This window comes from Pseudomonas sp. I3-I5 (assembly GCF_022699445.1).
Lineage (GTDB): Bacteria > Pseudomonadota > Gammaproteobacteria > Pseudomonadales > Pseudomonadaceae > Aquipseudomonas > Aquipseudomonas fulva.
In genome coordinates, this window is sequence record NZ_CP093940.1 from 627560 (window position 1) to 654526 (window position 26967).

Annotated in this window: 14 protein-coding genes and 3 rRNA genes; 15 read left to right on the top strand and 2 right to left on the bottom strand. The window is 60.0% G+C overall.

Annotated elements, in window-relative coordinates; genetic code table 11:
• Window positions 1–27: 27 nt before the first annotated feature.
• The gene (locus tag MOP87_RS02750) at window positions 28–330 is read right to left on the bottom strand and encodes a TfoX/Sxy family protein (protein ID WP_027915389.1); all 303 of its coding nucleotides are present in this window, start codon (window positions 328–330) and stop codon (window positions 28–30) included.
• A 138-nt stretch (window positions 331–468) separates the two neighbouring features.
• A complete protein-coding gene (locus MOP87_RS02755; RefSeq protein ID WP_104925836.1) occupies window positions 469–2031 on the bottom strand; it encodes a bifunctional aminoglycoside phosphotransferase/ATP-binding protein in 1563 nt (520 codons plus the stop codon).
• 115 nt (window positions 2032–2146) lie between these two features.
• Here MOP87_RS02755 and mrcB point away from each other — a divergent pair, with 115 nt between their 5' ends.
• The 15 genes from mrcB to recD all read left to right on the top strand — a co-directional run bounded on the left by mrcB (window position 2147) and on the right by recD (window position 26962).
• Window positions 2147–4468: a penicillin-binding protein 1B gene (mrcB, locus tag MOP87_RS02760; protein WP_028687825.1), complete on the top strand. Its 2322-nt coding sequence runs from the start codon at window positions 2147–2149 to the stop codon at window positions 4466–4468.
• Between the two features lie 27 nt (window positions 4469–4495).
• Window positions 4496–5275, top strand: coding sequence for a tetratricopeptide repeat protein (locus MOP87_RS02765; RefSeq protein ID WP_028687826.1), 780 nt, complete (start codon window positions 4496–4498; stop codon window positions 5273–5275).
• Window positions 5276–5313: 38 nt separating this feature from the next.
• Window positions 5314–5607 carry a YqcC family protein gene (locus MOP87_RS02770; protein WP_042139838.1) on the top strand — a complete coding sequence of 98 codons (294 nt, stop codon included), beginning with the start codon at window positions 5314–5316 and terminating at the stop codon, window positions 5605–5607.
• A 407-nt stretch (window positions 5608–6014) separates the two neighbouring features.
• A complete protein-coding gene (locus MOP87_RS02775; protein WP_023533127.1) occupies window positions 6015–7739 on the top strand; it encodes an acetolactate synthase 3 large subunit in 1725 nt (574 codons plus the stop codon).
• 1 nt (window position 7740) lies between these two features.
• Entirely contained in the window at window positions 7741–8232 is a 492-nt protein-coding gene (gene ilvN, locus MOP87_RS02780; protein ID WP_003250040.1) for an acetolactate synthase small subunit, read from the top strand.
• A 58-nt stretch (window positions 8233–8290) separates the two neighbouring features.
• The gene (ilvC, locus tag MOP87_RS02785) at window positions 8291–9307 is read left to right on the top strand and encodes a ketol-acid reductoisomerase (protein WP_023533144.1); all 1017 of its coding nucleotides are present in this window, start codon (window positions 8291–8293) and stop codon (window positions 9305–9307) included.
• 150 nt (window positions 9308–9457) lie between these two features.
• The gene (gene pssA / locus MOP87_RS02790) at window positions 9458–10309 is read left to right on the top strand and encodes a CDP-diacylglycerol--serine O-phosphatidyltransferase (protein ID WP_023533151.1); all 852 of its coding nucleotides are present in this window, start codon (window positions 9458–9460) and stop codon (window positions 10307–10309) included.
• Between the two features lie 79 nt (window positions 10310–10388).
• Entirely contained in the window at window positions 10389–11402 is a 1014-nt protein-coding gene (msrP, locus tag MOP87_RS02795) for a protein-methionine-sulfoxide reductase catalytic subunit MsrP (RefSeq protein ID WP_242810100.1), read from the top strand.
• Window positions 11402–12013 (top strand): protein-methionine-sulfoxide reductase heme-binding subunit MsrQ, encoded by a 612-nt coding sequence (gene msrQ, locus MOP87_RS02800; protein ID WP_242810101.1) that lies wholly within the window; start codon window positions 11402–11404, stop codon window positions 12011–12013. The genes msrP and msrQ overlap by 1 nt, the downstream gene beginning before the upstream one ends.
• A 531-nt stretch (window positions 12014–12544) precedes the next feature.
• Window positions 12545–14081 (top strand): 16S ribosomal RNA (locus MOP87_RS02805).
• A 278-nt stretch (window positions 14082–14359) separates the two neighbouring features.
• Window positions 14360–17252: ribosomal RNA gene (locus tag MOP87_RS02810) — 23S ribosomal RNA — on the top strand.
• Window positions 17253–17386: 134 nt separating this feature from the next.
• A 5S ribosomal RNA gene (rrf, locus tag MOP87_RS02815) occupies window positions 17387–17502 on the top strand.
• The 16S, 23S and 5S rRNA genes sit together here, the layout of an rRNA operon.
• Window positions 17503–17736: 234 nt before the next feature.
• A complete protein-coding gene (gene recC, locus MOP87_RS02820; RefSeq protein WP_196110443.1) occupies window positions 17737–21216 on the top strand; it encodes an exodeoxyribonuclease V subunit gamma in 3480 nt (1159 codons plus the stop codon).
• Window positions 21213–24890, top strand: a complete 3678-nt coding sequence (gene recB, locus MOP87_RS02825) for an exodeoxyribonuclease V subunit beta (RefSeq protein ID WP_242810102.1) — start codon at window positions 21213–21215, stop codon at window positions 24888–24890. The genes recC and recB overlap by 4 nt, the downstream gene beginning before the upstream one ends.
• Window positions 24887–26962, top strand: a complete 2076-nt coding sequence (recD, locus tag MOP87_RS02830) for an exodeoxyribonuclease V subunit alpha (protein ID WP_242810103.1) — start codon at window positions 24887–24889, stop codon at window positions 26960–26962. Before recB ends, recD begins: the two co-directional genes overlap by 4 nt.
• Window positions 26963–26967 lie beyond the last annotated feature (5 nt).

Sequence of the window (26967 nt, forward strand, 5' to 3'; positions counted from 1 at the left end):
GACCAGTTGTGATAATCATAACGATTCTCATTCATGGGTCAATAGCTTATTACACTTTATTTTTGCCTCGCGCCGAGTGGCGGCTTCCAGCAGCTCGAGCAGTGCCGTCTTGCGCGGGTGCGGCAGCGCTCTCCAGGCAACATCCAGCAGGGCGCCTTCGATGGCGAACAGCAGTACCTTGGTAGCGCGAAAACCGCGAGCCTTCACCGTCAAGTAGGCCTGGACTGCGCCAAGGCGGCGCAGATCCGACGGGGTTTGCACGCCGGCGGCCTTAAGCCACTGGACTGACGTCTTGCCAAGGTTTTTCAGGCATTGCAGATCCTCGGTCATCACGCCTCCTTGCGATGGTTGAGGAAAGAGCGCATGGCGCTGGAGCAAGTGTAGCGGGGCCCTACACGTGCGCGGCCTTTTGACAAGGCCGCAGGTCGGAGGCGCGTCGCTTGAAACGGCGTCTTGCCGCTTCAGGTATCAGAGCCCTGGCAGGCGCTGACGGATTTGCTCGATGACATGGTCCATGCTGCTGCTCGCCTGGGTGTCTACCGGCGTGCTCAAGGCGACTTCCTCGGCAGCCAACGGCTCACGGCTTGCCTGTTGGGCCTGAACGACCTCCAGGGTGGCATCCGACGGATCCTGGTTCTGCGCCTGGCGTTGCTGCAGCCAGCTGCTGATCACGGCATCCGGGGCATGACAATCGAGGATCAGGAAGGGGACGCCTGTTTGGCTCGCGACGTCGGCGGCGGCTTGGCGCTGTGCATGCTTGAGGTAGGTGGCGTCGAGTACCACCGGCAAGCCTGCCCGCAGCACGGTACCTGCAATCTGGTGAAGGCGCTGGTAAGTGGCTGCACTGGCCTCTTGGTCGTAGATGCCTGCGCTCAACTGGCCTGTCGTGTCTTGCGCCTGTTCGCCGAACAGACGTTTGCGTTCCACATCCGAGCGCACGCGCACGGCGCCCAGCGCTTCGACCAGACGCATGGCGACATGGCTCTTGCCGACTGCCGAAACCCCATGGGTAATGGCCAGCAGGCGTGAAGGAATGGCGCTGTAGCTTTCTGCGAGATTGGCGTAGTTGCGGTAGGTACGCAGGGTCGTGGCCTTCTGTACGCCATCGGCGTCGGCAGGCATGCTGAACAGCGCGACCTTGGCACGCACCAGGGCGCGGTAGGCCTTGTAGAAGTTGAGCAACTCCAGCCCTTCATAGTCGCCGGTCAGTTCCAGGTACTGGCTGATGAAACGCCGGGCCAGGCACTTGAGCCCGCGGTCCTCGAGGTCCATGGCCAGGAAGCCGGTATCGGCATAGACGTCGGTCAGGCGGAAGGGCTCATTGAATTCGATGCAATCGAAGATCACCACCTGGCCATCGATCAGGGTCGCGTTGCCCAGGTGAATGTCGCCGTGGCATTCGCGAATGAAACCTTCGGCCTTGCGGCGTTCGAGCAGCCCATGCAAGCGATCGAAACTGCTGCGCGCCCAAGCTTGCAGGGCGTCGAGCTGTTGCAGGTCGGCCTTGTCGCTCAGAAACGGACGGATCTGTTCGAAGTTCTGCTCCACCGGTGCCATCACGCTTTCTGGCGTACCCAGCGGGTGCTCCACCGGCACGCGAGGCGCCTGCATGTGGAACTCGGCGATCTGGCGGGCCATCTGGTCGACATGGGCAGCGGTCAGCTCACCGTTGGCCTGGAGAGTTGACAGCATCTGTCCCTGTGGGAACTGGCGCATTTTCAAGGCGAATTCGATGGCCTGGCCCTCTCCACCGATCTGCGGGGCGTCGGCGGTGCCGGTGATTGGCAGCACCTCCAGGTACAGACCGTCGGTCAGGCGCTGATTCAGGCGCAGTTCTTCGTTGCAGAAGTGCTGGCGCTGATCCAGGTGGGTGAAGTCGAGGAAGCCGAAGTTCATCGGCTTCTTGATCTTGTAGGCATACTCACCCGTGAGCAATACCCAGGAGATATGCGTCTCGATGAGGTGGAACCCATCCACGGGGTGGGGGTACAGGGCAGGGTTCTGCAACGCAGTGATGAGGGCTTGGCTCACGGGAAATCCTTCCGGGGGCAGGGAATTCGAATCGGCCATTATGGTCAATGGTGCCGTCCCTGCCTACCGCCGGGCCGCCTGCCCAGCCTCAGTAAAGTGCGTATAATCCGCCGCCATGACTCGATCTCGAAATTCCCGTACCCCCAAAAAACGCCCGACCGGCCGCTCCCGTGCCTGGCTGGGCTGGGCTTTGAAGCTCAGCCTGGTCGGCTTGGTGATCATCGCTGGCTTCGCGGTCTACCTCGATGCCGTCGTGCAGGAAAAGTTTTCCGGCAAGCGCTGGACTATCCCCGCCAAGGTGTATGCCAGGCCGCTGGAGCTGTTCACCGGCCAGAAACTGAGCAAGAACGACTTCCTCACCGAACTCGACGCGCTGGGTTATCGCCGTGAAAGTGCCGCCAATGGGCCAGGCGCGGCAGCGGTGAACGGCAACACGGTGGACCTCAATACACGTGGGTTCCAGTTCTATGAGGGCATGGAGCCTGCCCAGTTCGTCCGTGTACGGTTCTCCGGTGATTACGTGGCGGGACTGGCGGGCGCCGACGGCAAGGCCTTGGATGTGGTGCGGCTGGAGCCGCTGATGATCGGCGGCATCTACCCCAAGAACCTGGAGGATCGCATCCTGATCAAGATCGACCAGGTGCCCAAGTACCTGCTCGAAACCCTTGTGGCCACCGAAGACCGCGATTTCTACAGTCACTTGGGCGTGTCGCCCAAATCCATCGCCCGGGCCATGTGGGTCAATACCTCGTCCGGATCGATGCGCCAGGGTGGCAGTACCCTGACCCAGCAGTTGGTCAAGAACTTCTACCTCACCAGTGAGCGCAGCCTGAGCCGCAAGCTGACCGAGGCGATGATGGCGGTATTGCTGGAACTGCATTACGACAAGCGCGAAATCCTGGAGGCCTACCTTAACGAGGTGTTCGTCGGCCAGGACGGTCAGCGTGCCGTGCACGGTTTCGGCCTGGCCAGCCAGTTCTTCTTCAGCCAGCCGTTGTCCGAGCTCAAGCTGCATCAAATTGCGTTGCTGGTCGGCATGGTCAAGGGCCCGTCCTACTACAACCCGCGCCGTTACCCGGAACGTGCGTTGGCCAGGCGTAACCTGGTACTGGACCTGGTCGCCGAGCAGGGTGTGGCCAGCCAGGCCGAAGTGGATGCGGCGAAGAAGATGCCGCTGGGCGTCACCAAGCGCGGCAGTCTGGCCGACAGTTCGTTCCCGGCCTTCCTCGACCTGGTCAAGCGCCAGCTGCGTCAGGACTACCGCGACGAAGACTTGACCGAAGAAGGGCTGCGCATTTTCACCAGCTTCGACCCGATCCTGCAGATGAAAGCCGAAACCTCGATGAACGAGACGTTCAAGCGCCTGGCCGGGCGCAAGGGCGCCGACGAGGTGGAATCGGCGATGGTCGTGACCAACCCGGAGACCGGCGAGGTGCAGGCACTGATCGGCAGCCGCCAGTCGGGCTTTGCCGGCTTCAACCGAGCCATCGATGCCGTGCGCCCGATTGGTTCCCTGGTCAAGCCGGCGGTGTACCTGACGGCCCTCGAGCAGCCGAGCAAGTACACCCTGACCAGCTGGGTGCAGGACGAACCGTTCTCGGTCAAGGCTGCCAACGGACAGGTATGGCGCCCGCAGAACTACGACAGGCGTTCGCACGGCACCATCTACCTGTACCAGGGGCTGGCGCACTCGTACAACCTCTCCACCGCCAAGCTCGGCCTGGAAGTGGGTGTGCCGAACGTGATCAAGACCATCGGGCGCCTGGGTGTGGATGTGGACTGGCCGGCGTTCCCATCGATGTTGCTGGGTGCAGGCGGGATGTCGCCGATGCAGGTCGCGACCATGTACCAGACCCTGGCCAACGGCGGCTTCAACACGCCGATGCGCGGTATTCGCAGTGTACTGACAGCCGAAGGCGAACCGCTCAAGCGCTACCCGTTCCAGATCCAGCAGACGTTCGACCCGGCGGCCATCTACCTGGTCCAGAACGCCATGCAGCGGGTCATGCGTGAAGGCACCGGGCGCTCGGTATACAACACCTTGCCGCGCACCCTCACCCTGGCGGGCAAGACCGGTACCAGCAACGATTCACGTGACAGCTGGTTCTCAGGCTTCAGCCAGGACCTGCTGGCAGTGGTCTGGATGGGCCGCGACGACAACGGCAAAACGCCCTTCACCGGCGCTACCGGCGCGCTGCAGGTGTGGACCAGCTTCATGAAAAAAGCCGACCCACTGCCGCTCGACATGCCCCAGCCCGACAACGTTGTGCAGGCCTGGATCGATCCGTACAGCGGCCAGGGGTCTGACAGCAGCTGTCCGGGCGCCGTGCAGATGCCGTATATTCGCGGGAGTGAACCGCCTGCCGGCGCGACCTGTGGCGGCGAGCAGAATCCAGCTGAATCGGTCATGGACTGGGTCAAGGGCTGGATGAATTAAGCACAGGCTGCATTGAAGAGGTGTGACGTGAACAAGTGGCTGTTTCCTGCCGTGACGGCGCTGGTGGTGCTCCAGGGGTGCTCCAGCGTGCCTCGCGGCAATATACCGGTGGTCGACTCCAGTACCCGCGTGTCCAACAGCGAGCGCGTCACGGCCAAGCGCCAGACACCTGGCATCAATGCCGGCACGCCCCAGGCGCAGACCCTGCCGGAGGATTCCGGCGTCACGGTGATGATTCCCCAGGGGGCCGGGGCGTCCGGCATCCAGACGTTCCCTGCTGGTAATGGCGCGGCGCCTATCAGCACGACGCCGATCACCACCGAGCCGGTTAACGCCCAACCGATTACCACTGACCCTAACCCCATTGCGGACGAGCCTTTCGATATCGCGTCAATGAACAGCGCATCGGCCCCCAAGGCCAACAGCGCGCCTACCGGCATTCCGCGTAGCGGCGCTGGCGGCGGGTTGTCCGCTGACGAACAGCTCGATGGGCCGGTGCTGGCACTGCTGACCACCGCCCAGACGCAGCAGGGCAGCGGCGATTTCAACGGCGCGGCGTCGAGCCTGGAGCGGGCCCAGCGGATCGCACCGCGCGAGCCGCAGGTGCTCTACCGGTTGGCGCAGGTAAGGCTGTCCCAGGGCGACGCCCCGCAGGCCGAGCAGTTGGCGCGCCGTGCGCTGACCTATGCCAATGGTCGTCCGAGCTTGCAGGCCGAGTTGTGGAATACGATCGCCCAGGCGCGTGAAAAGCAAGGCGACAGTGCCGGGGCAGCGCAGGCACGGCAAAAGGCACGGGTGAGCTCGTGACGGTGGAACCGCGGGTACTGGCCATTGCCGATCACCTGATGCTGATCGAGCGTGAGTTGCAGGTGCAAGGTTGGTGGGACGACGAGGCGCCTGACGACGATGCCCTGGAGAGCACGGTGCCCTTTGCGGTCGACACCTTGCGTTTCGAGCAGTGGCTGCAGTGGATTTTTCTGCCGCGCATGAAGATTATCATCGAGTTGGGGCATCCATTGCCCAACGCGTCGGGGATCCTCACCATGGCTGAAACCGTGTTCGTGAACCGGCCGGAGCAGAGCCGGGAGCTGCGCCGACTGTTGGCAGCATTCGACCAATTGATCGCCCCGACCGCCTGATTTCTTCCAATTTTCCTTCAAGGGCCGCAGATTGTGGCCCTTTTTTATGGAAATCTTAATTTTCCTGCTGCTTTAGTGATTTTTAGTGGTGCCAGGAATTCATCTTGGCTGAAAATTGGCAATAATTTTTCTTGACTTGTCGCCGCCAAATCACAAGAATCCAACTTCCGCTGTAGTGGGACTGCCAGAAGCAGACCCGCTAAGCAGATCATGAGGCGCACACCCGCGCCGACCTGTTACACCCCGCAACGCGTTACCTCGCGCTGGGTGGGAAACCCCCGCAACACTCTGGGGAGCTCCCAATACTTGCTCAGTCAGTGCTGACGTTCGCTCATGCTCTGCTTGGCAGTAAACCTATTAAGACCCGCCTGTTGGGGCGGTATTCTGGCGTTTTAGAGGTGAACAACGTGGAGCTTTTATCTGGCGCTGAGATGGTCGTCCGCTTCTTGCGTGACGAAGGCGTTAAGCACATCTACGGGTACCCTGGTGGTGCTCTCCTGCACGTCTACGACGCGCTGTTCAAGGAACCGGAAGTCGAGCACATCCTGGTTCGCCACGAACAGGCGGCGACCCACATGGCCGACGGCTACGCCCGCGCTACCGGCAAAGCCGGCGTGGTGCTGGTGACGTCCGGCCCGGGTGCGACCAATGCCATCACGGGCATTGCCACTGCCTACATGGACTCCATTCCGATGGTCATTCTGTCCGGCCAGGTGCCTAGCACCATGGTAGGTACCGATGCCTTCCAGGAAACCGACATGATCGGTATCTCCCGGCCTATCGTGAAGCACAGTTTCATGATCAAGAACCCGACCGAGATTCCGGAAATCCTGAAAAAAGCGTTCTACCTGGCGCAATCCGGCCGCCCAGGCCCGGTGGTGGTCGATATCCCCAAGGACATGACCAACCCGGCTGAAAAATTCGAGTACGTGTACCCCAAGAAGGTCAAGCTGCGCTCCTACAGCCCGGCCGTGCGCGGTCATTCCGGGCAGATTCGCAAGGCAGCAGAAATGCTGCTGGCTGCCAAGCGCCCGATCGTCTACGCCGGCGGCGGCGTGATCCTGGGTGGTGGATCCGAGTCCCTGACCGAGATCGCCAAGTCGCTGAACTTGCCCGTCACCAATACCCTCATGGGGTTGGGCTGCTTCCCGGGTACCGATCGCCAGTTCCTTGGCATGCTGGGCATGCATGGCAGCTTCACCGCCAACATGGCCATGCACAACGCCGATGTCATCTTCGCCGTAGGCGCGCGTTTCGACGACCGTGTGGTCAACGGCCCGGCCAAGTTCTGCCCGAACGCCAAGATCATCCACATCGACATCGACCCGGCGTCGATCTCCAAGATGATCAAGGCCGACGTACCGATCGTTGGCCCAGTGGACAGCGTGTTGTCCGAGATGATCGGCATTCTCAAGGAAATCGGCGAGCAGCCTGAGAAGGCGTCGCTGGATGCCTGGTGGAAGCAGATCGACGAATGGCGTGGCAATGGCGAGCTGTTCCCTTATGACAAGGGCGACGGCAATGTCATCAAGCCGCAGAAAGTCATCGAGACCCTGTGCGAAGTTACCAACGGCGATGCCTTTGTGACCTCGGACGTGGGCCAGCACCAGATGTTCGCTGCCCAGTACTACCGCTTCAACAAACCCAACCGCTGGATCAACTCCGGTGGCCTGGGCACCATGGGCTTCGGCTTCCCGGCAGCGATGGGCATCAAGCTCAATTTCCCGGACCAGGACGTGGCCTGTGTAACCGGTGAAGGCAGCATCCAGATGAACATCCAGGAGCTGTCGACCTGCATGCAGTACGGCCTGCCGGTCAAGATCGTCAACATGAACAACGGTGTGCTGGGCATGGTTCGCCAGTGGCAGGACATGGCCTACAACGGCCGTCACTCGCACTCTTATGTCGAGTCGCTGCCTGACTTCATCAAGCTGGCCGAGGCCTATGGCCATGTGGGTATCCGTATTACCAGCCTGAAGGACCTCAAGCCCAAGCTCGAGGAAGCCTTCGCGATGAAGGATCGCCTGGTGTTCATCGACATCGCGGTTGACCGTAGCGAGCATGTCTATCCGATGCAGATCAAGGACGGTTCGATGCGTGACATGTGGCTGAGCAAGACGGAGCGTACCTGATATGCGGCACATCATCTCCCTGCTGCTGGAAAACGAACCGGGTGCCTTGTCCCGTGTGGTCGGCCTGTTCTCCCAGCGCAACTACAACATTGAAAGCCTGACCGTGGCGCCGACTGAAGACCCGACCCTGTCGCGTCTGACGTTGACCACCGTTGGCCATGACGAAGTGATCGAACAGATCACCAAGAACCTGAACAAGCTGGTCGAAGTGGTCAAGCTTGTCGACCTGTCGGAAAGCGCTCATATCGAACGCGAGCTGATGTTGGTCAAGGTCAAGGCCACCGGTGCCCAGCGTGCCGAGATCAAGCGCACCACGGATATCTTCCGTGGCCAGATCGTCGATGTGACCGCCAGCGTGTACACCGTGCAACTGAGCGGCACCAGCGACAAGCTGGACAGCTTCATCCAGGCCATCGGCACCGCATCGATTCTCGAAACCGTGCGCAGCGGCGTTACCGGCATTGCCCGTGGCGACAAAGTGCTCAGCATCTGAATTCAACAATAAATTAGCGATGGCTCCTTTGGGGCCGGGATATAACCAGGGGTATTTCATGAAAGTTTTCTACGATAAAGACTGCGACCTTTCCATCATCCAAGGTAAGAAAGTCGCCATCATCGGCTACGGCTCCCAAGGCCACGCTCAGGCGTGCAACCTGAAAGACTCCGGTGTGGACGTCACTATCGGTCTGCGTAAAGGTTCGGCCACCGTTGCCAAGGCAGAAGCCCACGGCCTGAAAGTGACCGACGTAGCCTCGGCGGTCGCCGCTGCCGACCTGGTCATGATCCTGACCCCGGACGAATTCCAGGGCCAGCTGTACAAGCAGGAAATCGAACCGAACATCAAGAAGGGCGCTACCCTGGCGTTCTCCCATGGCTTCGCGATTCACTACAACCAGGTGGTTCCACGCGGCGACCTCGACGTGATCATGATCGCACCGAAAGCCCCGGGTCACACCGTGCGCTCCGAGTTCGTCAAAGGTGGCGGTATCCCTGACCTGATCGCCATCTATCAGGATGCTTCTGGCAATGCCAAGAACGTTGCCCTGTCCTACGCCTCGGGTGTGGGTGGTGGCCGTACCGGTATCATCGAAACCACCTTCAAGGACGAGACCGAAACCGACCTGTTCGGCGAGCAGGCCGTGCTGTGTGGCGGTACCGTCGAACTGGTCAAGGCTGGTTTCGAGACTCTGGTCGAAGCGGGCTATGCCCCTGAAATGGCCTACTTCGAGTGCTTGCACGAGCTGAAGCTGATCGTTGACCTCATGTACGAAGGCGGTATCGCCAACATGAACTACTCGATCTCCAACAACGCCGAATACGGCGAGTACGTGACCGGTCCGGAAGTCATCAACGAAGAATCCCGTAAAGCCATGCGCAATGCACTCAAGCGCATCCAGGACGGCGAGTACGCGAAGATGTTCATCTCCGAAGGTGCTACCAACTACCCATCGATGACCGCCAAGCGCCGTAACAACGCCGCGCACGGCATCGAAGTCATCGGCGAGAAACTGCGTTCGATGATGCCGTGGATCTCGGCCAACAAGATCGTCGACAAGACCAAGAACTAAGGTTCGTCGAACGATGAAAAACGCGGCTTAGGCCGCGTTTTTTCGTTCTGGCAGCCAGCTTCTGGTATAAAGCAGACCAGTGGCCCGCCGTCAGAACCTGTTTAGCGGGCCCGTGTCGAACTTTTTCCATCCTGTTGCAAGGTACCCTCCATGAGCGAACGTCCCGAAGAGCCGAACAAGCCCTCCGACGCCGAAAGCCTGCTACCTGTCGATGAGCACATTGAAGAGGGGCATGACGACGAAGGGCGCAAGGTGCGTCATCGCGGCATTTATCTGCTGCCCAACCTGTTCACCACCGCGAACCTGTTCGCCGGTTTCTATTCCATCATCAGTTCAATGAACGCGCAGAGTGCCCTGAGCGCTGGCGATCCACGCGAAGCGAGCAAGTATTTTGCCTTTGCTGCCATCGCCATCTTCGTGGCCATGGTGCTCGATGGCCTCGATGGCCGGGTGGCGCGCATGACCAATACCCAGAGCGCCTTCGGCGCCGAGTACGATTCGCTGTCGGACATGGTCGCCTTCGGCGTCGCCCCGGCCCTGCTGGCCTTTGGCTGGGCGCTGGGTGACATGGGCAAGGTCGGCTGGATGGTGGCCTTCATTTATGTGGCCGGTGCCGCGCTTCGCCTGGCGCGGTTCAATACACAGGTGGGAACCGCCGACAAACGCTATTTCATCGGCCTGGCCAGCCCGGCTGCAGCCGGTGTGGTAGCCGGTACCGTATGGGCGTTCAGCGACTATGGCATCCAGGGCTCGAAGCTCTCGTTCCTGGTGGCGCTGTTGGTGGCGGCTGCGGGCATGCTGATGGTCAGCAACATCAAGTACAACAGTTTCAAGGAGCTTGACCTCAAGGGGCGTGTACCTTTCGTGGCGATCCTTGCCGTGGTGCTGGTGTTCGCGGTGGTCTTCAGCGATCCACCGCGCATTCTGCTGCTGGCCTTCCTGGCCTATGCGGCTTCCGGCCCCATTCAGTTCCTGCTGCGCTCGCGTCGCCGAAAAGGGTGACAATCGCTTAATTGTGGAATAACCCTCCGGCTCCATAGTCTTACTGGTACATCCGTTATCCAGTGCTGTGGAGCCGCTCATGCTTATCAAGCTTTCCAGGTCTTCCGAATGCAAGGCGTCGGAGATCACCCCTGAAGGTCTCTATCTATCGCGCCGCGCCCTGATGGGCGGTTCGCTCGCGGGTCTGGCACTGGGTACGTTGCCGGGCAATGTCCTGGCTGGCGAGCCGTCTCGCTATCCTGACGTACAGGCTGGCAAGGCGCCTGCCTGGTTTGCCGAAAAGCTGCCCGATACCCGCTGGCAGGCGGTGACGGTCCAGAACGAAGCCGTGACCCCCTTCAAGGATGCCACCCACTACAACAACTTCTATGAGTTCGGGCCCGACAAGGGCGACCCGGCTGCCAACGCAGACAGCCTCAAGACCGAACCCTGGAGCGTTGTCATCGATGGGGAAGTGGGTAAACCCGGTCGCTATGCACTGGAGGACTTCGTCAAACCCTACCAACTTGAAGAGCGTGTCTACCGGCTTCGCTGCGTGGAGGCGTGGTCGATGGTCATTCCGTGGCTGGGTTTTCCATTGGCGTACGTGCTCAAGCAGGTCGAGCCCACCTCCAAGGCCCGTTATGTCCGTTTCGAAACGCTCGAGGATCCCAAGAGCATGCCCGGCCAACGTTCTGGCTTTGCATTGATCGATTGGCCTTATGAAGAGGGGCTGCGCCTGGATGAGGCGATGCATCCGTTGGCCATCCTGGCACTCGGTATGTATGGCCGGGAGCTGCCGAACCAGAACGGGGCGCCGCTCAGGTTGGTCGTGCCTTGGAAGTATGGTTTCAAAAGCATCAAGTCGATCGTGCGCATCAGCCTGGTGGCAGAACAACCGAAAACCACGTGGCAGGGGTTGGCCCCGGACGAGTATGGTTTCTATGCCAATGTGAACCCAACGGTCGATCACCCGCGCTGGAGCCAGGCTCGTGAACGCAGGTTACCTAGCGGGCTGTTCAGTCCCAACGTGCGGGAGACACAGATGTTCAACGGCTATGCCGATGAGGTGGCGTCGCTATATGACGGGCTCGATCTGCGGAAGAACTACTGATGCGATACCCCTGGTTTCGTCTGGGCATATTCATGGCAGGCTGCTCGTTTCCGGCCTGGTGGCTCTATGAGGCCTCGGTCAACCTGTTGGGCCCTGATCCGGGCAAGGTGTTGATGGATCGATTGGGGTTGGGCGTCTTGGTGTTTCTATTGATCAGCCTGTGCATGACGCCATTGCAGCGGGTTACGGGTTGGCCGGGCTGGATCGTGGTGCGACGTCAACTTGGGCTGTGGGTGTTTGCCTACATCGTGTTGCACGTGCTGGCGTATCTGTTCTTTATCCTGGGGTTGGACTGGGGACAGTTGACGGTAGAGCTGCGCAAGCGGCCGTACATCATCGTCGGTGCGCTTGGCTTGGTGGGTTTGCTGGTGTTGGCGGTCACCTCCAATCGCTACAGTCAGCGCCGCCTGGGCGCGCGATGGAAAAAGCTGCACAGGCTGGTCTACGCGGTACTGGGCTTGGGGCTGCTGCATTTCCTATGGATTGTGCGATCTGACCTGCGGGAGTGGGCTGTCTATGCCTTTATTGGGCTGCTATTGATAGTGCTGAGGATACCGGCTGTTGCCCGTTCGCTTCCCCGCGTACACCGCCGACAGGGAAGGTCGGCTTGAGTTGGCATTGGGGTAATAGGTGCTTGTCTCGCGATTTCTGAAAATAGTGGTTGACGCAGTTCCTAATCCCCTTATAATGCGCCCCACTTCCAGCGACATCGGAACGCGAAACTCCTTGAGATTCAATGGGTTAGCTAGTTCGGGTGGTGCTGAAAGGACTGCGATCGAATAGATCGAAGGCGGTTGAGAAGAAGGTTGACAGCGTGTTGAAACGCTGTAGAATTCGCCTCCCGTTACGAGAGATCGAAGCGAGTCAAGTGGTTGAAGTTGAACGAGTTTCTCGAAACAAACTTCAAAATAAACGCTTGACAGGCAGTGAGGAAAGCGTAGAATGCGCGCCTCGGTTGAGATGAAGCACTCTCAGCCAAACGCTCTTTAACAAATCGAATCAAGCAATTCGTGTGGGTGCTTGTGAGTACGGACTGATAGTCAGAAAGATTATCAGCATCACAAGTGACCATGCGAGAAATCACATAGTCATTTGAGATTGCTGAGCCAAGTTTAGGGTTTCTTAAAAACCCAAGCAGTATTGAACTGAAGAGTTTGATCATGGCTCAGATTGAACGCTGGCGGCAGGCCTAACACATGCAAGTCGAGCGGATGACAGGAGCTTGCTCCTGGATTCAGCGGCGGACGGGTGAGTAATGCCTAGGAATCTGCCTGGTAGTGGGGGACAACGTTTCGAAAGGAACGCTAATACCGCATACGTCCTACGGGAGAAAGCAGGGGACCTTCGGGCCTTGCGCTATCAGATGAGCCTAGGTCGGATTAGCTTGTTGGTGAGGTAATGGCTCACCAAGGCGACGATCCGTAACTGGTCTGAGAGGATGATCAGTCACACTGGAACTGAGACACGGTCCAGACTCCTACGGGAGGCAGCAGTGGGGAATATTGGACAATGGGCGAAAGCCTGATCCAGCCATGCCGCGTGTGTGAAGAAGGTCTTCGGATTGTAAAGCACTTTAAGTTGGGAGGAAGGGTTGTAGATTAATACTCTGCAATTTTGACGTTACCGACAGAATAAGCACCGGCTAACTCTGTGCCAGCAGCCGCGGTAATACAGAGGGTGCAAGCGTTAATCGGAATTACTGGGCGTAAAGCGCGCGTAGGTGGTTTGTTAAGTTGGATGTGAAAGCCCCGGGCTCAACCTGGGAACTGCATCCAAAACTGGCAAGCTAGAGTACGGTAGAGGGTGGTGGAATTTCCTGTGTAGCGGTGAAATGCGTAGATATAGGAAGGAACACCAGTGGCGAAGGCGACCACCTGGACTGATACTGACACTGAGGTGCGAAAGCGTGGGGAGCAAACAGGATTAGATACCCTGGTAGTCCACGCCGTAAACGATGTCAACTAGCCGTTGGAATCCTTGAGATTTTAGTGGCGCAGCTAACGCATTAAGTTGACCGCCTGGGGAGTACGGCCGCAAGGTTAAAACTCAAATGAATTGACGGGGGCCCGCACAAGCGGTGGAGCATGTGGTTTAATTCGAAGCAACGCGAAGAACCTTACCAGGCCTTGACATGCAGAGAACTTTCCAGAGATGGATTGGTGCCTTCGGGAACTCTGACACAGGTGCTGCATGGCTGTCGTCAGCTCGTGTCGTGAGATGTTGGGTTAAGTCCCGTAACGAGCGCAACCCTTGTCCTTAGTTACCAGCACATTATGGTGGGCACTCTAAGGAGACTGCCGGTGACAAACCGGAGGAAGGTGGGGATGACGTCAAGTCATCATGGCCCTTACGGCCTGGGCTACACACGTGCTACAATGGTCGGTACAGAGGGTTGCCAAGCCGCGAGGTGGAGCTAATCTCACAAAACCGATCGTAGTCCGGATCGCAGTCTGCAACTCGACTGCGTGAAGTCGGAATCGCTAGTAATCGCGAATCAGAATGTCGCGGTGAATACGTTCCCGGGCCTTGTACACACCGCCCGTCACACCATGGGAGTGGGTTGCACCAGAAGTAGCTAGTCTAACCTTCGGGGGGACGGTTACCACGGTGTGATTCATGACTGGGGTGAAGTCGTAACAAGGTAGCCGTAGGGGAACCTGCGGCTGGATCACCTCCTTAATCGACGACATCAGCCTGCTGATGAGCTCCCACACGAATTGCTTGATTCATTTGCTGATGAGAAATCAGAAATGAACATTCCGGTGTGAATGTTGATTTCTGACTTTTGTCAGACCGTTCTTTAAAAATTCGGATATGTGATAGAAATAGACTGAAGACCAGTTTCACTGCTGGAATTCAGGCTAAGGTAAAATTTGTGAGTTCTGCTCGTAAGAGCGACGTGCGAATTTTCGGCGAATGTCGTCTTCACAGTATAACCAGATTGCTTGGGGTTATATGGTCAAGTGAAGAAGCGCATACGGTGGATGCCTTGGCAGTCAGAGGCGATGAAAGACGTGGTAGCCTGCGAAAAGCTTTGGGGAGTCGGCAAACAGACTGTGATCCAGAGATCTCTGAATGGGGGAACCCAGCCAGCACAAGCTGGTTATCTTGTACTGAATACATAGGTGCAAGAGGCGAACCAGGGGAACTGAAACATCTAAGTACCCTGAGGAAAAGAAATCAACCGAGATTCCCTTAGTAGTGGCGAGCGAACGGGGACCAGCCCTTAAGTTGATTTGAGATTAGTGGAACGCTCTGGAAAGTGTGGCCATAGTGGGTGATAGCCCCGTACACGAAAATCTCTTATCAATGAAATCGAGTAGGACGGAGCACGAGAAACTTTGTCTGAATATGGGGGGACCATCCTCCAAGGCTAAATACTACTGACTGACCGATAGTGAACCAGTACCGTGAGGGAAAGGCGAAAAGAACCCCGGAGAGGGGAGTGAAATAGAACCTGAAACCGTATGCGTACAAGCAGTGGGAGCCTACTTTGTTAGGTGACTGCGTACCTTTTGTATAATGGGTCAGCGACTTATATTCAGTGGCGAGCTTAACCGAATAGGGGAGGCGTAGCGAAAGCGAGTCTTAATAGGGCGTTTAGTCGCTGGGTATAGACCCGAAACCGGGCGATCTATCCATGGGCAGGTTGAAGGTTAGGTAACACTGACTGGAGGACCGAACCGACTACCGTTGAAAAGTTAGCGGATGACCTGTGGATCGGAGTGAAAGGCTAATCAAGCTCGGAGATAGCTGGTTCTCCTCGAAAGCTATTTAGGTAGCGCCTCATGTATCACTGTAGGGGGTAGAGCACTGTTTCGGCTAGGGGGTCATCCCGACTTACCAAACCGATGCAAACTCCGAATACCTACAAGTGCCGAGCATGGGAGACACACGGCGGGTGCTAACGTCCGTCGTGAAAAGGGAAACAACCCAGACCGTCAGCTAAGGTCCCAAAGTCATGGTTAAGTGGGAAACGATGTGGGAAGGCTTAGACAGCTAGGAGGTTGGCTTAGAAGCAGCCACCCTTTAAAGAAAGCGTAATAGCTCACTAGTCGAGTCGGCCTGCGCGGAAGATGTAACGGGGCTCAAACCATGCACCGAAGCTACGGGTATCACCTTATGGTGATGCGGTAGAGGAGCGTTCTGTAAGCCTGTGAAGGTGAGTTGAGAAGCTTGCTGGAGGTATCAGAAGTGCGAATGCTGACATGAGTAACGACAATGCGAGTGAAAAACTCGCACGCCGAAAGACCAAGGTTTCCTGCGCAACGTTAATCGACGCAGGGTTAGTCGGTCCCTAAGGCGAGGCTGAAAAGCGTAGTCGATGGAAAACAGGTTAATATTCCTGTACTTCCAGTTATTGCGATGGAGGGACGGAGAAGGTTAGGCCAGCCTGGCGTTGGTTGTCCAGGTTTAAGGTGGTAGGCTGAAATCTTAGGCAAATCCGGGATTTCAAGGCCGAGAGCTGATGACGAGTTGCCTTTAGGCGATGAAGTGGTTGATACCATGCTTCCAAGAAAAGCTCCTAAGCTTCAGATAACTGGGAACCGTACCCCAAACCGACACAGGTGGTTAGGTAGAGAATACCAAGGCGCTTGAGAGAACTCGGGTGAAGGAACTAGGCAAAATGGCACCGTAACTTCGGGAGAAGGTGCGCCGGCGAAGGTGAAGGGCTTGCCCCGTAAGCTTTTGCTGGTCGAAGATACCAGGCCGCTGCGACTGTTTATTAAAAACACAGCACTCTGCAAACACGAAAGTGGACGTATAGGGTGTGACGCCTGCCCGGTGCCGGAAGGTTAATTGATGGGGTTAGCGCAAGCGAAGCTCTTGATCGAAGCCCCGGTAAACGGCGGCCGTAACTATAACGGTCCTAAGGTAGCGAAATTCCTTGTCGGGTAAGTTCCGACCTGCACGAATGGCGTAACGATGGCGGCGCTGTCTCCACCCGAGACTCAGTGAAATTGAAATCGCTGTGAAGATGCAGTGTATCCGCGGCTAGACGGAAAGACCCCGTGAACCTTTACTATAGCTTTGCACTGGACTTTGAATTTGCTTGTGTAGGATAGGTGGGAGGCTTTGAAGTGGGGACGCCAGTTCTCATGGAGCCATCCTTGAAATACCACCCTGGCAACTTTGAGGTTCTAACTCAGGTCCGTTATCCGGATCGAGGACAGTGTATGGTGGGTAGTTTGACTGGGGCGGTCTCCTCCCAAAGAGTAACGGAGGAGTACGAAGGTGCGCTCAGACCGGTCGGAAATCGGTCGTAGAGTATAAAGGCAAAAGCGCGCTTGACTGCGAGACACACACGTCGAGCAGGTACGAAAGTAGGTCTTAGTGATCCGGTGGTTCTGTATGGAAGGGCCATCGCTCAACGGATAAAAGGTACTCCGGGGATAACAGGCTGATACCGCCCAAGAGTTCATATCGACGGCGGTGTTTGGCACCTCGATGTCGGCTCATCACATCCTGGGGCTGAAGCCGGTCCCAAGGGTATGGCTGTTCGCCATTTAAAGTGGTACGCGAGCTGGGTTTAGAACGTCGTGAGACAGTTCGGTCCCTATCTGCCGTGGACGTTTGAGATTTGAGAGGGGCTGCTCCTAGTACGAGAGGACCGGAGTGGACGAACCTCTGGTGTTCCGGTTGTCACGCCAGTGGCATTGCCGGGTAGCTATGTTCGGAAGAGATAACCGCTGAAAGCATCTAAGCGGGAAACTTGCCTCAAGATGAGATCTCACTGGGATCTTGAATCCCCTAAAGGGCCGTCGAAGACTACGACGTTGATAGGTTGGGTGTGTAAGCGCTGTGAGGCGTTGAGCTAACCAATACTAATTGCCCGTGAGGCTTGACCATATAACACCCAAGCAATTTGCTCTTGCAGATTGCGGTGGTGAAGATGACATGAACCGAAAGTTCGCAACGCATCACAAACATCACATATCCGAATTCGCTGGGCTGTCCAACAGGACATTCTGGCTACAGAATTTCTTGACGACCATAGAGCATTGGAACCACCTGATCCCATCCCGAACTCAGTAGTGAAACGATGCATCGCCGATGGTAGTGTGGGGTTTCCCCATGTGAGAGTAGGTCATCGTCAAGATTCATTTCGCAAAACCCCTATCTGCGTATGCAGGTAGGGGTTTTGTCTTTAGGCTGGAAAAAATGACGTACCCGTGTTTGTACCGTCAAACGAGCAACCGCCGTGGGCGAGCCGGGGCAGGCGCGCGACTGCCTACCCCACACCAACGCCTCGAAACATCTCTACAACCCCGCCCTCGACCCGCTCCGTGATATCGTTCCTCCCCAAGTAAACGCGCCCGAAAGAGACCTGCCGATGTCCAGTACCCACCTCCAGCCTGGCTTCATGATCGTCCACGGCAATCGCCCAGACGACCTGCGCAGCCTGGTGGTGAGCTGGATGCGCCGTTACCCTCTGGCGCCTTTGGAGAATGAAATCGCGCTGGTCCAGAGCAATGGTATCGCCCAATGGCTCAAGCTTGCCTTGGCCGAGGATCCTCTTGAAGATGACCAGGGCGGTTGTGGCATTGCCGCTGCCATCGAGATGCAGCTGCCGGGTAGCTTCATGTGGCAGTTGTACCGCACCGTGCTGGGCCGCGATCAGATACCGGAAGTGTCGCTGCTCGACAAGGCGCCGCTCACCTGGCGCCTGATGCGCCTGTTACCCGAACTGGTCGAGCGGCCGCACTTCGAGCCCTTGCGGCGTTTTTTGACTGACGACAGCGATCTACGCAAACGCTACCAGCTCGCCGAGCGCCTGGCCGATCTGTTCGACCAATATCAGGTGTACCGCGCCGACTGGTTGAAAGAGTGGGCCGCAGGGCGGCATGTGCTCAACACTGCCCGCGGCGAACGCAAGCCATTGCCTGTCGACAACTGCTGGCAGGCAGAACTGTGGCGTGCCCTGCTGGAGGATGTAGGCGAGGAAGGCATGGCCCAGAGCCGTGCCGGCGTACACCAGCGGTTCATGGCCTGCATCGACGACCTGGAGCAGGCTCCGGCAAACCTGCCCGCACGGGTGATCGTGTTCGGTATCTCCTCGCTGCCTGCCCAGACACTCGAAGCGCTGGCCGGTCTCGCCCGTTTCAGCCAGGTCCTGTTATGCGTGCACAACCCTTGCCGCCATCACTGGGCCGACATTGTGGCCGACAAGGACTTGCTGCGGCACCAGTACAAGCGTCAGCAACGCCGGCCCGGCATGCCATTGGAACTGGATGACCAGTCGCTGCACCAACATGCGCATCCCCTGCTGGCAGCCTGGGGCAAGCAAGGCCGCGACTACATCAACCTGCTCGACAGCTACGACGACCCAGGCAGTTACCAGGGTGTCTTCAGCGATGGACGAATCGACCTGTTTACCGAAGGTTCACCCATCACGCTGCTCAACCAGCTACAGGACGATATCCTTCAATTGCGTCCGCTGGCCGAATCCCGTGAGCAATGGCCGCCGGTCAATGCACGCCGCGACCGTTCGGTGCGCTTCCACGTTGCGCACAGCCCGCAACGGGAAGTCGAGATTCTCCACGACCAGTTGTTGGCCCGCTTCAGCGCAGATCCCACGCTGCGCCCACGTGACGTCATCGTCATGTTGCCCGACGTCGATAGCTACGCACCGCACATACGGGCCGTCTTCGGCCAATTGCAGCGCAAAGACCCTCGCTACATCCCGTACACCTTGACCGACCAGGGCCAACGTGGCCGCGAGCCGCTGCTGATCGCCTTGGAGCACCTGCTCAAACTCCCCGAAAGTCGTTTTGCCGTCAGCGAAGTGCTGGACCTGCTGGACGTACCGGCAGTGCGGGCTCGGTTCGGCATTCGCGAAGGTGACTTGCCAACCCTGCACCGCTGGATCGAAGGTGCCGGCATTCGCTGGGGGCTCAATGCCGAGCAACGGGCCAGCCTGGGCTTGCCGGACGGGCTCGAGCAGAACTCCTGGCGCTTTGGTTTGCGGCGGATGCTGCTGGGTTATGCCGTGGGTGTGGGTGATGCCTGCGATGGCATCGAGCCTTACGACGAGATAGGCGGGCTGGACGCTGCACTGATTGGGCCGCTTGTCGCGTTGCTCGATGCGCTTGAAGTGGCGTGCCAAACCTTGTCTTGCCCGGCCAACGCCGGCGAATGGAGCGAACGCCTCAATGCCCTGCTGCACGTCTTCTTCCTGGCCGAGGATGAGCAGGATGAGTTTCTGCTGATCCAGTTGCAGGACCTGCGCGAATCTTGGCTGGATGTCTGCGAAACCGTGGACCTGCAAGACCCACTGCCGCTAACGGTGGTGCGCGAAGCCTGGCTGTCGGGCCTGGACCAAGGCAAATTGTCCCAGCGCTTCCTGGCCGGCTCGGTGAACTTCTGTACGCTCATGCCCATGCGCGCCATCCCGTTTCGCGTGGTCTGCCTGCTGGGCATGAACGACGGTGATTATCCACGCGCGCAGCCACCGCTGGATTTCGACCTGATGGCCACCGATTACCGCCCAGGTGATCGTTCGCGTCGGGAAGATGATCGTTACCTGTTGCTCGAAGCCGTACTGTCGGCCCAGGACCAGCTCTACGTGAGTTGGGTGGGGCGCAGTATCCGCGACAACAGCGAGCGGCCTGCCTCGGTACTGATCGGCCAGCTTCGCGATCACATCGCTGCGGGGTGGCAACTGGCCGATGCGCAAGCCGATGTCAAACACGATCCGGGCCAGCAACTGCTTCATGCCTTGACCCAGGAACACCCCTTGCAGCCCTTCAGCCTGCGCTATTTCGAACAGGGCAGCGCGCTGTTCAGCTACGCACACGAGTGGCAAGTGCTGCACCAGGCCCACAGCGATGTCCCTCACGACCTGGCCGAGCTGCCGCCCTATCAGGATGATGAGCCGCTGACATTGAATCAGCTGGCCGATTTTCTCAGGCATCCGGTGCGGCATTTCTTCAGTCAGCGGCTCAAGGTCTATTTCGAAGCGCTCGAAGCGCCCACGCCGGACGAAGAGCCTTTCGTACTCGACGCCTTGCAGCGTTATGGTGCAAGTGAGGCGTTACTCAGCGCAGCCTTGAGCACACCCGAGGATGTTCCGCGCGCCCTGCATCAGCAGGCACGTCGCCTGCAGGCCCAGGGCTTGCTGCCCTTGGCCGGTTTTGGCGAACTCTTGCAGCATGACCTGATCGAGCCGCTGCCCGACTTGCTGCAACGCCATGGGCAGTTGCTCGAGCGCTGGCCGCGGCAGGTTGAGGGTGCACTGCCTGTGCATTTCGAGCACGGCCCCCATCGGCTGGAGGGCTGGCTGGGTCGCGTGTTCCAAGGCGATGACCAGAGCGTGCTGAGCATCAACACGGTCCCCAACACCATCAGTGCAGGGCGCAACAGCCTAAAATGGCATCGCCTCATCGCGCCGTGGGTGACACACCTTGCCGCCTGCGCGGCAGGTTACGCCTATCACAGTGCGCTGGTGGCCAGTGACGTGACCCTGCTACTGGCGCCTGTTGACCAGCAAGCGGCAGCGGACCTGTTGGGAGAACTGCTGGTGGCACGACAGGCGGGCATGTGTGCACCGCTCCCGGTGGCGCCCAAGACGGCATTCGCCTGGCTCGCCCAGGACGATCCGGACAAAGCCATGGCTGCGGCCGCCCGTGCTTACGAAGGCGACGAACGCACCAGTGCCGGCGAGCGCGGTGAAAGCGTTGCCCTGGCCCGACAGTTCCGCGATTTCGCCGCGCTCACGGCCGACGAAACCTTCGAGGGGTGGTGTGAGGCCTTGTACCGCCCCCTGTTCGACGCCCCCTGGCAAACCCTGGGCAACCCGGAGAAAAGCGCATGACCCAGGCTCGGCCACTGGCCTTGAATTTTCCCTTGCACGGCAGCCAGCTGATCGAGGCCAGCGCGGGAACGGGCAAGACGTTCACCATTTCAGCGTTGTACCTGCGCCTTATCCTCGGCCACGGTGGCGAGCAGGGTTTCGAACGAGAGCTGCTGCCGCCGCAGATTCTGGTAGTGACGTTCACAGACGCTGCCACCAAGGAGTTGCGCGAGCGTATCCGGACTCGGCTGGCTGAGGCGGCGCGGTTTTTCCGCGGTGAACTCGAAGCCGTCGACCCGCTGCTGGCGCAATTGCGTGACGATTATCCACAGCACGCGTGGGCCAGCAGTGCCGCCCGGCTGGAAACCGCTGTGCAGTGGATGGACGAAGCAGCCGTATCGACCATTCACGGCTGGTGCCAGCGCATGTTGCGTGAGCACGCATTCGACAGCGGCAGCCTGTTTACCCAGACCCTCGAAACCGACCACAGTGAACTGCTGGGGCAGGTGGTGCGCGATTACTGGCGACGTTTCTGCTACGGCATGCAAAGCCAGGCCCTGACGTGGGTGCGTAGCCACTGGGTCAGCCCTGCCGCGCTCTTGCCCCGCATTCGCCCGCTGTTTGGCAGGGTGCGTGCCGCCCACCAAGGGCCCGAGCCCGAGGCACTGATCCTTGAGGCGTTGCAGGCCCGCGACGAGCAGCTGGCCCGGCTCAAGGGGCCCTGGGCGGTCTGGGTCCAGGAGCTGCGACAGCTCTGTCATGACGCCGTGGCCGCCAAACAGGTAGACGGCAGGAAGATGCAGGCCCGCTACTTCGAACCCTGGTTCGACAAATTATCCCAGTGGTGCAACGACGAACAGTGCGTGGAACTTGACCTGGGTACAGGCTTCACCCGCCTGACCCCTGCGGGCCTCGCCGAGGCCTGGAAAGTCGGCGAGCCGCCAGCGCACCCTGCACTCGATGCCATGCAAACATTGCAACAAGACCTGCAGGCCCTGGCCAGCCCGGACGCAGCGCTACTCGAACATGCCGCCAGCTGGGTTTCGGCGCAGTTCGAAGTGGAGAAGCGGCGCCGCGCGGAGATGGGGTTCGACGACATGCTCCTGCGGTTGCAGCAGGCACTGTACAGCGAGGCAGGCGAGCGACTGGCCGGATTGATCCGCGAGCAGTTCCCGGTGGCGATGATCGATGAATTCCAGGACACCGACCCGATCCAGTACGGTATTTTCGAACGCATCTACCGCATCAGCGAGAACCACGGCGACACCGGCCTGTTCATGATCGGCGACCCCAAGCAGGCGATTTACGCCTTCCGGGGCGCCGATATCTACACCTACCTGGCGGCCCGGCGCGCGACCCAAGGGCGGTTGCACAGCCTGGACACCAACTACCGCTCCAGCGAAGGCATGGTCGCGGCGGTCAACCAGGTATTCCAGCAGGCCGAGGCGCGTCCCAACGGGCGTGGCGCCTTCCTCTTTCGGGAGGCGGACGACAACCCTCTGCCCTTCGTTGCCGTGCGCGCCCAGGGCCGCAGCGAACAACTGATGCTCCAGGGTCAGCCCTGGGCCGCACTCCAGTGCTGGCAACTCCCCAGCGACGAGCCGGTTTCGATGGGCGTTTACCGGCAGCAGATGGCCACCAGTTGCGCGAGTCACATCGTGGGCCTGCTCAACGCCAGTCAACACGGCACGGCAGGCTTTGCGCACGCCAATGGCCATTTGCGCCCGTGCCTGCCATCGGACATCGCCATCCTGGTGCGCGATGGCCACGAGGCGCAACGTATCCGCGCAGAGCTCGCTGCCCGAGGCGTGCGCAGCGTCTACCTCTCCGACAAGGACTCGGTGTTCGCCGCCCAGGAGGCCCATGACCTGCTGGCCTGGCTCAAAGCCTGCGCAGAGCCGGACTCCGAGCGCCTGCTCAAGGCGGCGTTGGCCAGCTTGACGCTTGACCTGTCGCTGCCGGCGCTTGATCGCCTGAACCAGGACGAACGGGTGTGGGAAAGCTGGGTGATGCGGTTTCGCGCCTACCGCGACACCTGGCAGCGCCAGGGCGTGCTGCCCATGCTGCGTCAGTTGCTGCATGACTTCGAGCTGCCGCGAACGCTCATTCGTCGCACGGACGGCGAGCGCGTGCTCACCAACCTGTTGCACCTGGCCGAGTTGCTCCAGCAGGCCGCAGGCGAGTTGGACGGTGAGCAGGCGCTGATCCGCCACCTGGCCGATCATCTGGCCAGTTCAGGCCAGGCCGGCGAGGAGCAGATCCTGCGCCTGGAGAGCGACGAGCAACTGGTCAAGGTGGTCACCATCCACAAGTCCAAGGGCCTGGAGTACCCATTGGTCTATCTTCCGTTCATCTGCTCCAGCAAACCGGTGGACGGCAGCCGCCTGCCGCTCGCCTGGCACGACAGCCAGGGCAATGCGCACCTGACCCTGACGCCGGACGCCACGCAGGTCGAGCGCGCCGATGACGAACGCCTGGCCGAAGACTTGCGCCTTTTGTATGTGGCGCTTACCCGTGCCCAGCATGCCTGCTGGCTGGGGGTGGCCGACCTCAAGCGCGGTAATCACAAGCGCTCGAGCCTGCATCGCTCGGCGCTCGGCTACCTGCTAGGCGGCGGCGCCGAACTTGCCGATTCCAAGCAACTGACAGGCTGGTTGCAAGCACTGGCCGATACCAGCGCGCACATAACCTGCCCTGGGCTTCCGGAAGAGGACCGAGCGCTCTACCACACCCCGCAGTTGCAGCACCAACTGGTCCCAGCCCGTATGCCCCGGCGCGCGGCGGCCGAACAGTGGTGGATCGCCTCCTACAGCGCGCTGCGGATCGGTGAGCAGGCACTGGGCGTCGACAGCTCGCTGGCGCAACAACTGCTCGACGATGAGCCCGTCGATACCCAGGTACTGCGCGAGGTCCCCGCGGACAGCGGAGACATCCACCGCTTCCCGCGCGGCCCGAACCCCGGCACGTTCCTTCACGGGTTGCTGGAGTGGGCCGGGCGTGAAGGCTTTGCCCAGGTACACGATAACCCGCAAGCGCTGGCCCGCACCGTGGGCCAGCGCTGTAACCGGCGCGGCTGGGAAGGCTGGATACCGACGCTGACCCAGTGGCTCACAGGCCTGCTCGACACACCGATGCCCGTGGCACAAAACGGCCTGACCGTGACCCTCAGCCAGCTCACCCGCTACCAGGTCGAAATGGAGTTCTGGTTTGCCAGTCACCAGGTCGATGCCCAACAGCTCGACCGCCTGGTGGCCCACTACACCCATCCAGGGCTACTGCGCCCAGCCGCGCAGCCGACGCTGCTCAACGGCATGTTCAAGGGTTTCATCGACCTGGCGTTCGAGCTGGAGGGGCGCTACTACGTGACCGATTACAAATCCAATTGGCTGGGCCCCGACATTCAGGCGTATGACCCTGCCGCGATGCAGCGGGCCATCCTTGAGCATCGTTATGACCTGCAATACGTGCTGTACCTGTTGGCCCTGCACCGACAGCTGCGCGCCCGCCTGGCGGACTATGACTATGACCTGCATGTCGGCGGGGCCCTTTTCATTTTCCTGCGAGGGGCCAACAGCAGCGGGCATGGTATTTATCACGCCAAGCCCCCGCGCGAGCTGATCGAAACCCTCGATGCCCTGTTTCGCGGCGAGCACGCACCTGTTGCGCATGACCTGTTTGCCGGAGACGCCCCATGAGCCGAAGCCTCGTCGACCTGCTGCCCACCCCCCTGCAGGCCGAGCACCTGCTGGCCCTGGCCCCTCAACACCGCAGCAGTGACCTGCTGCAACTGCTCGATCGCTGGGTCGAACGCGGCTGGTTGCGGGCGCTGGACCGTGCTTTCGTATCCTTTCTGGAGACGCTTGCGCCGGGCAGTGACCCGCTGTTGCTGTTGGCAGCCGCCCTTGCCAGCCATCAACTGGGGCATGGGCACGTCTGCCTGGACTTGCAGCAGACCTTGGCCGAACCTGACTTCGCGCTCTCGTTACCGCCTGAGGGGGATGCGCTGACCGGCCCGCTGCTGTTGCCCTCCCAACTGCTGGCCGGCCTTGACCTGGACGCCTGGCGCCAGCGCATCGCCGCAAGCCCGCTGGTGGCAGCCGCCGATACGCCAGGGCAGCACACCCGGCCCTTGGTCCTCAGCGGCGAACGCCTTTACCTGCGCCGCTACTGGAGTTATGAGCGGCGCATCGACCGCACCCTGCGCCAACGCCTGACCCAGGCCGACGCCGTACCGTCAGACCTGACGAAGCGTCTGGATGCCCTGTTCGAGGGCGGCAGCCTCGCAGGGCAGGTGGACTGGCAGAAGCTTGCCTGCGCCCTGGCCACTCGCGCCGGGTTCAGCATCATCACCGGTGGGCCTGGCACCGGCAAGACCACCACCGTGGTACGCCTGCTTGCCTTGCTCCAGGCCCCGGCAGTGGAAGCGGGCAGGCCGTTGCGCATTCGCCTGGCGGCGCCCACGGGCAAGGCAGCTGCTCGCCTGACCGAATCCATTGGCCAGCAAGTCGAACGCCTGCATGTCAGCAGCGACGTGCGTGGCCATATCCCCACCGAAGTCAGTACCGTGCACCGCCTGCTCGGTAGCCGTCCAGGCTCGCGACACTTCCGTCACAATGCCGCCAACCCCCTGCCTCTGGATGTACTGGTGGTCGACGAAGCTTCGATGATCGACCTGGAGATGATGGCCAACCTGCTCGATGCCATGCCGCCAAAAGCACGCCTGGTGCTGCTCGGTGACAAGGACCAGCTGGCCTCGGTGGAGGCCGGGGCGGTGCTGGGTGATTTGTGCCGGGATGCCGAGCAGGGCCGCTACTCCCCAGCGACCCAGGCATGGCTGGAGCATATCGGCGGGCAATCGCTGTCTGAAAGCGGTCTTGAGCCTGGTGATGAACAGCGCCATCCGCTGGCTCAGCAAGTGGTCATGCTGCGTTTTTCCCGACGCTTCGGCGAAGGCAGCGGCATCGGTCAGCTCGCCCGATTGGTCAACCGTCAGCAAAGCCATGCGGCGCGCGACTTATTGGCCATGCCGCCGCCCGACGTCCACAGCCTGGCCCTGAAACAGGAGCATGACCGCGCCTTCGATCGCCTGCTGCTCGACGGCCTGGACCGCGGCGCGGAAGGCCCCCAGGGCTATCGCAGCTACTTGCGTACCTTGGGCAGTCAGCGTCCGGCACTAGACACTCCATTCGACGACCCTGCCTGGGAACGCTGGGCCGCCAAGGTCCTGCACCGTTTCGAGGATTTCCAGCTGTTGTGCGCCGTGCGCCGTGGCGCCTGGGGTGTAGAGGGGTTGAACGAGCGGGTGGCGCGGGTGCTGCACAGCGCCGGCCTGATCGACAGCCAGCAGCCTTGGTACGAGGGCCGGCCGGTGTTGGTCACCCGCAACGACTATGGGCTGGGTTTGATGAACGGCGACATCGGTATCGCCCTGTGCCTGCCGGATGAGCAGGGCAAGCCATTGCTGCGCGTGGCCTTTCCCCGCAACGATGGCAAGGGTGGCGTACGCTTCGTGCTCCCCAGCCGCCTGAACGAGGTGGAAACCGTGTTCGCCATGACCGTGCACAAGTCCCAGGGCTCGGAATTCGGCCATACCGCACTGGTCCTGCCCGACGCGCTCAACCCGGTCCTGACCAAGGAACTGGTCTACACCGGCATCACCCGTGCCAAGCACTGCTTCAGCCTGGTGGAACCTCGCCAGGGCATTTTCGAGGAAGCCGTGGGGCGCAAGGTTCGACGTATTTCGGGGTTGATGCTCGAGCAGGTGTGAGGGCG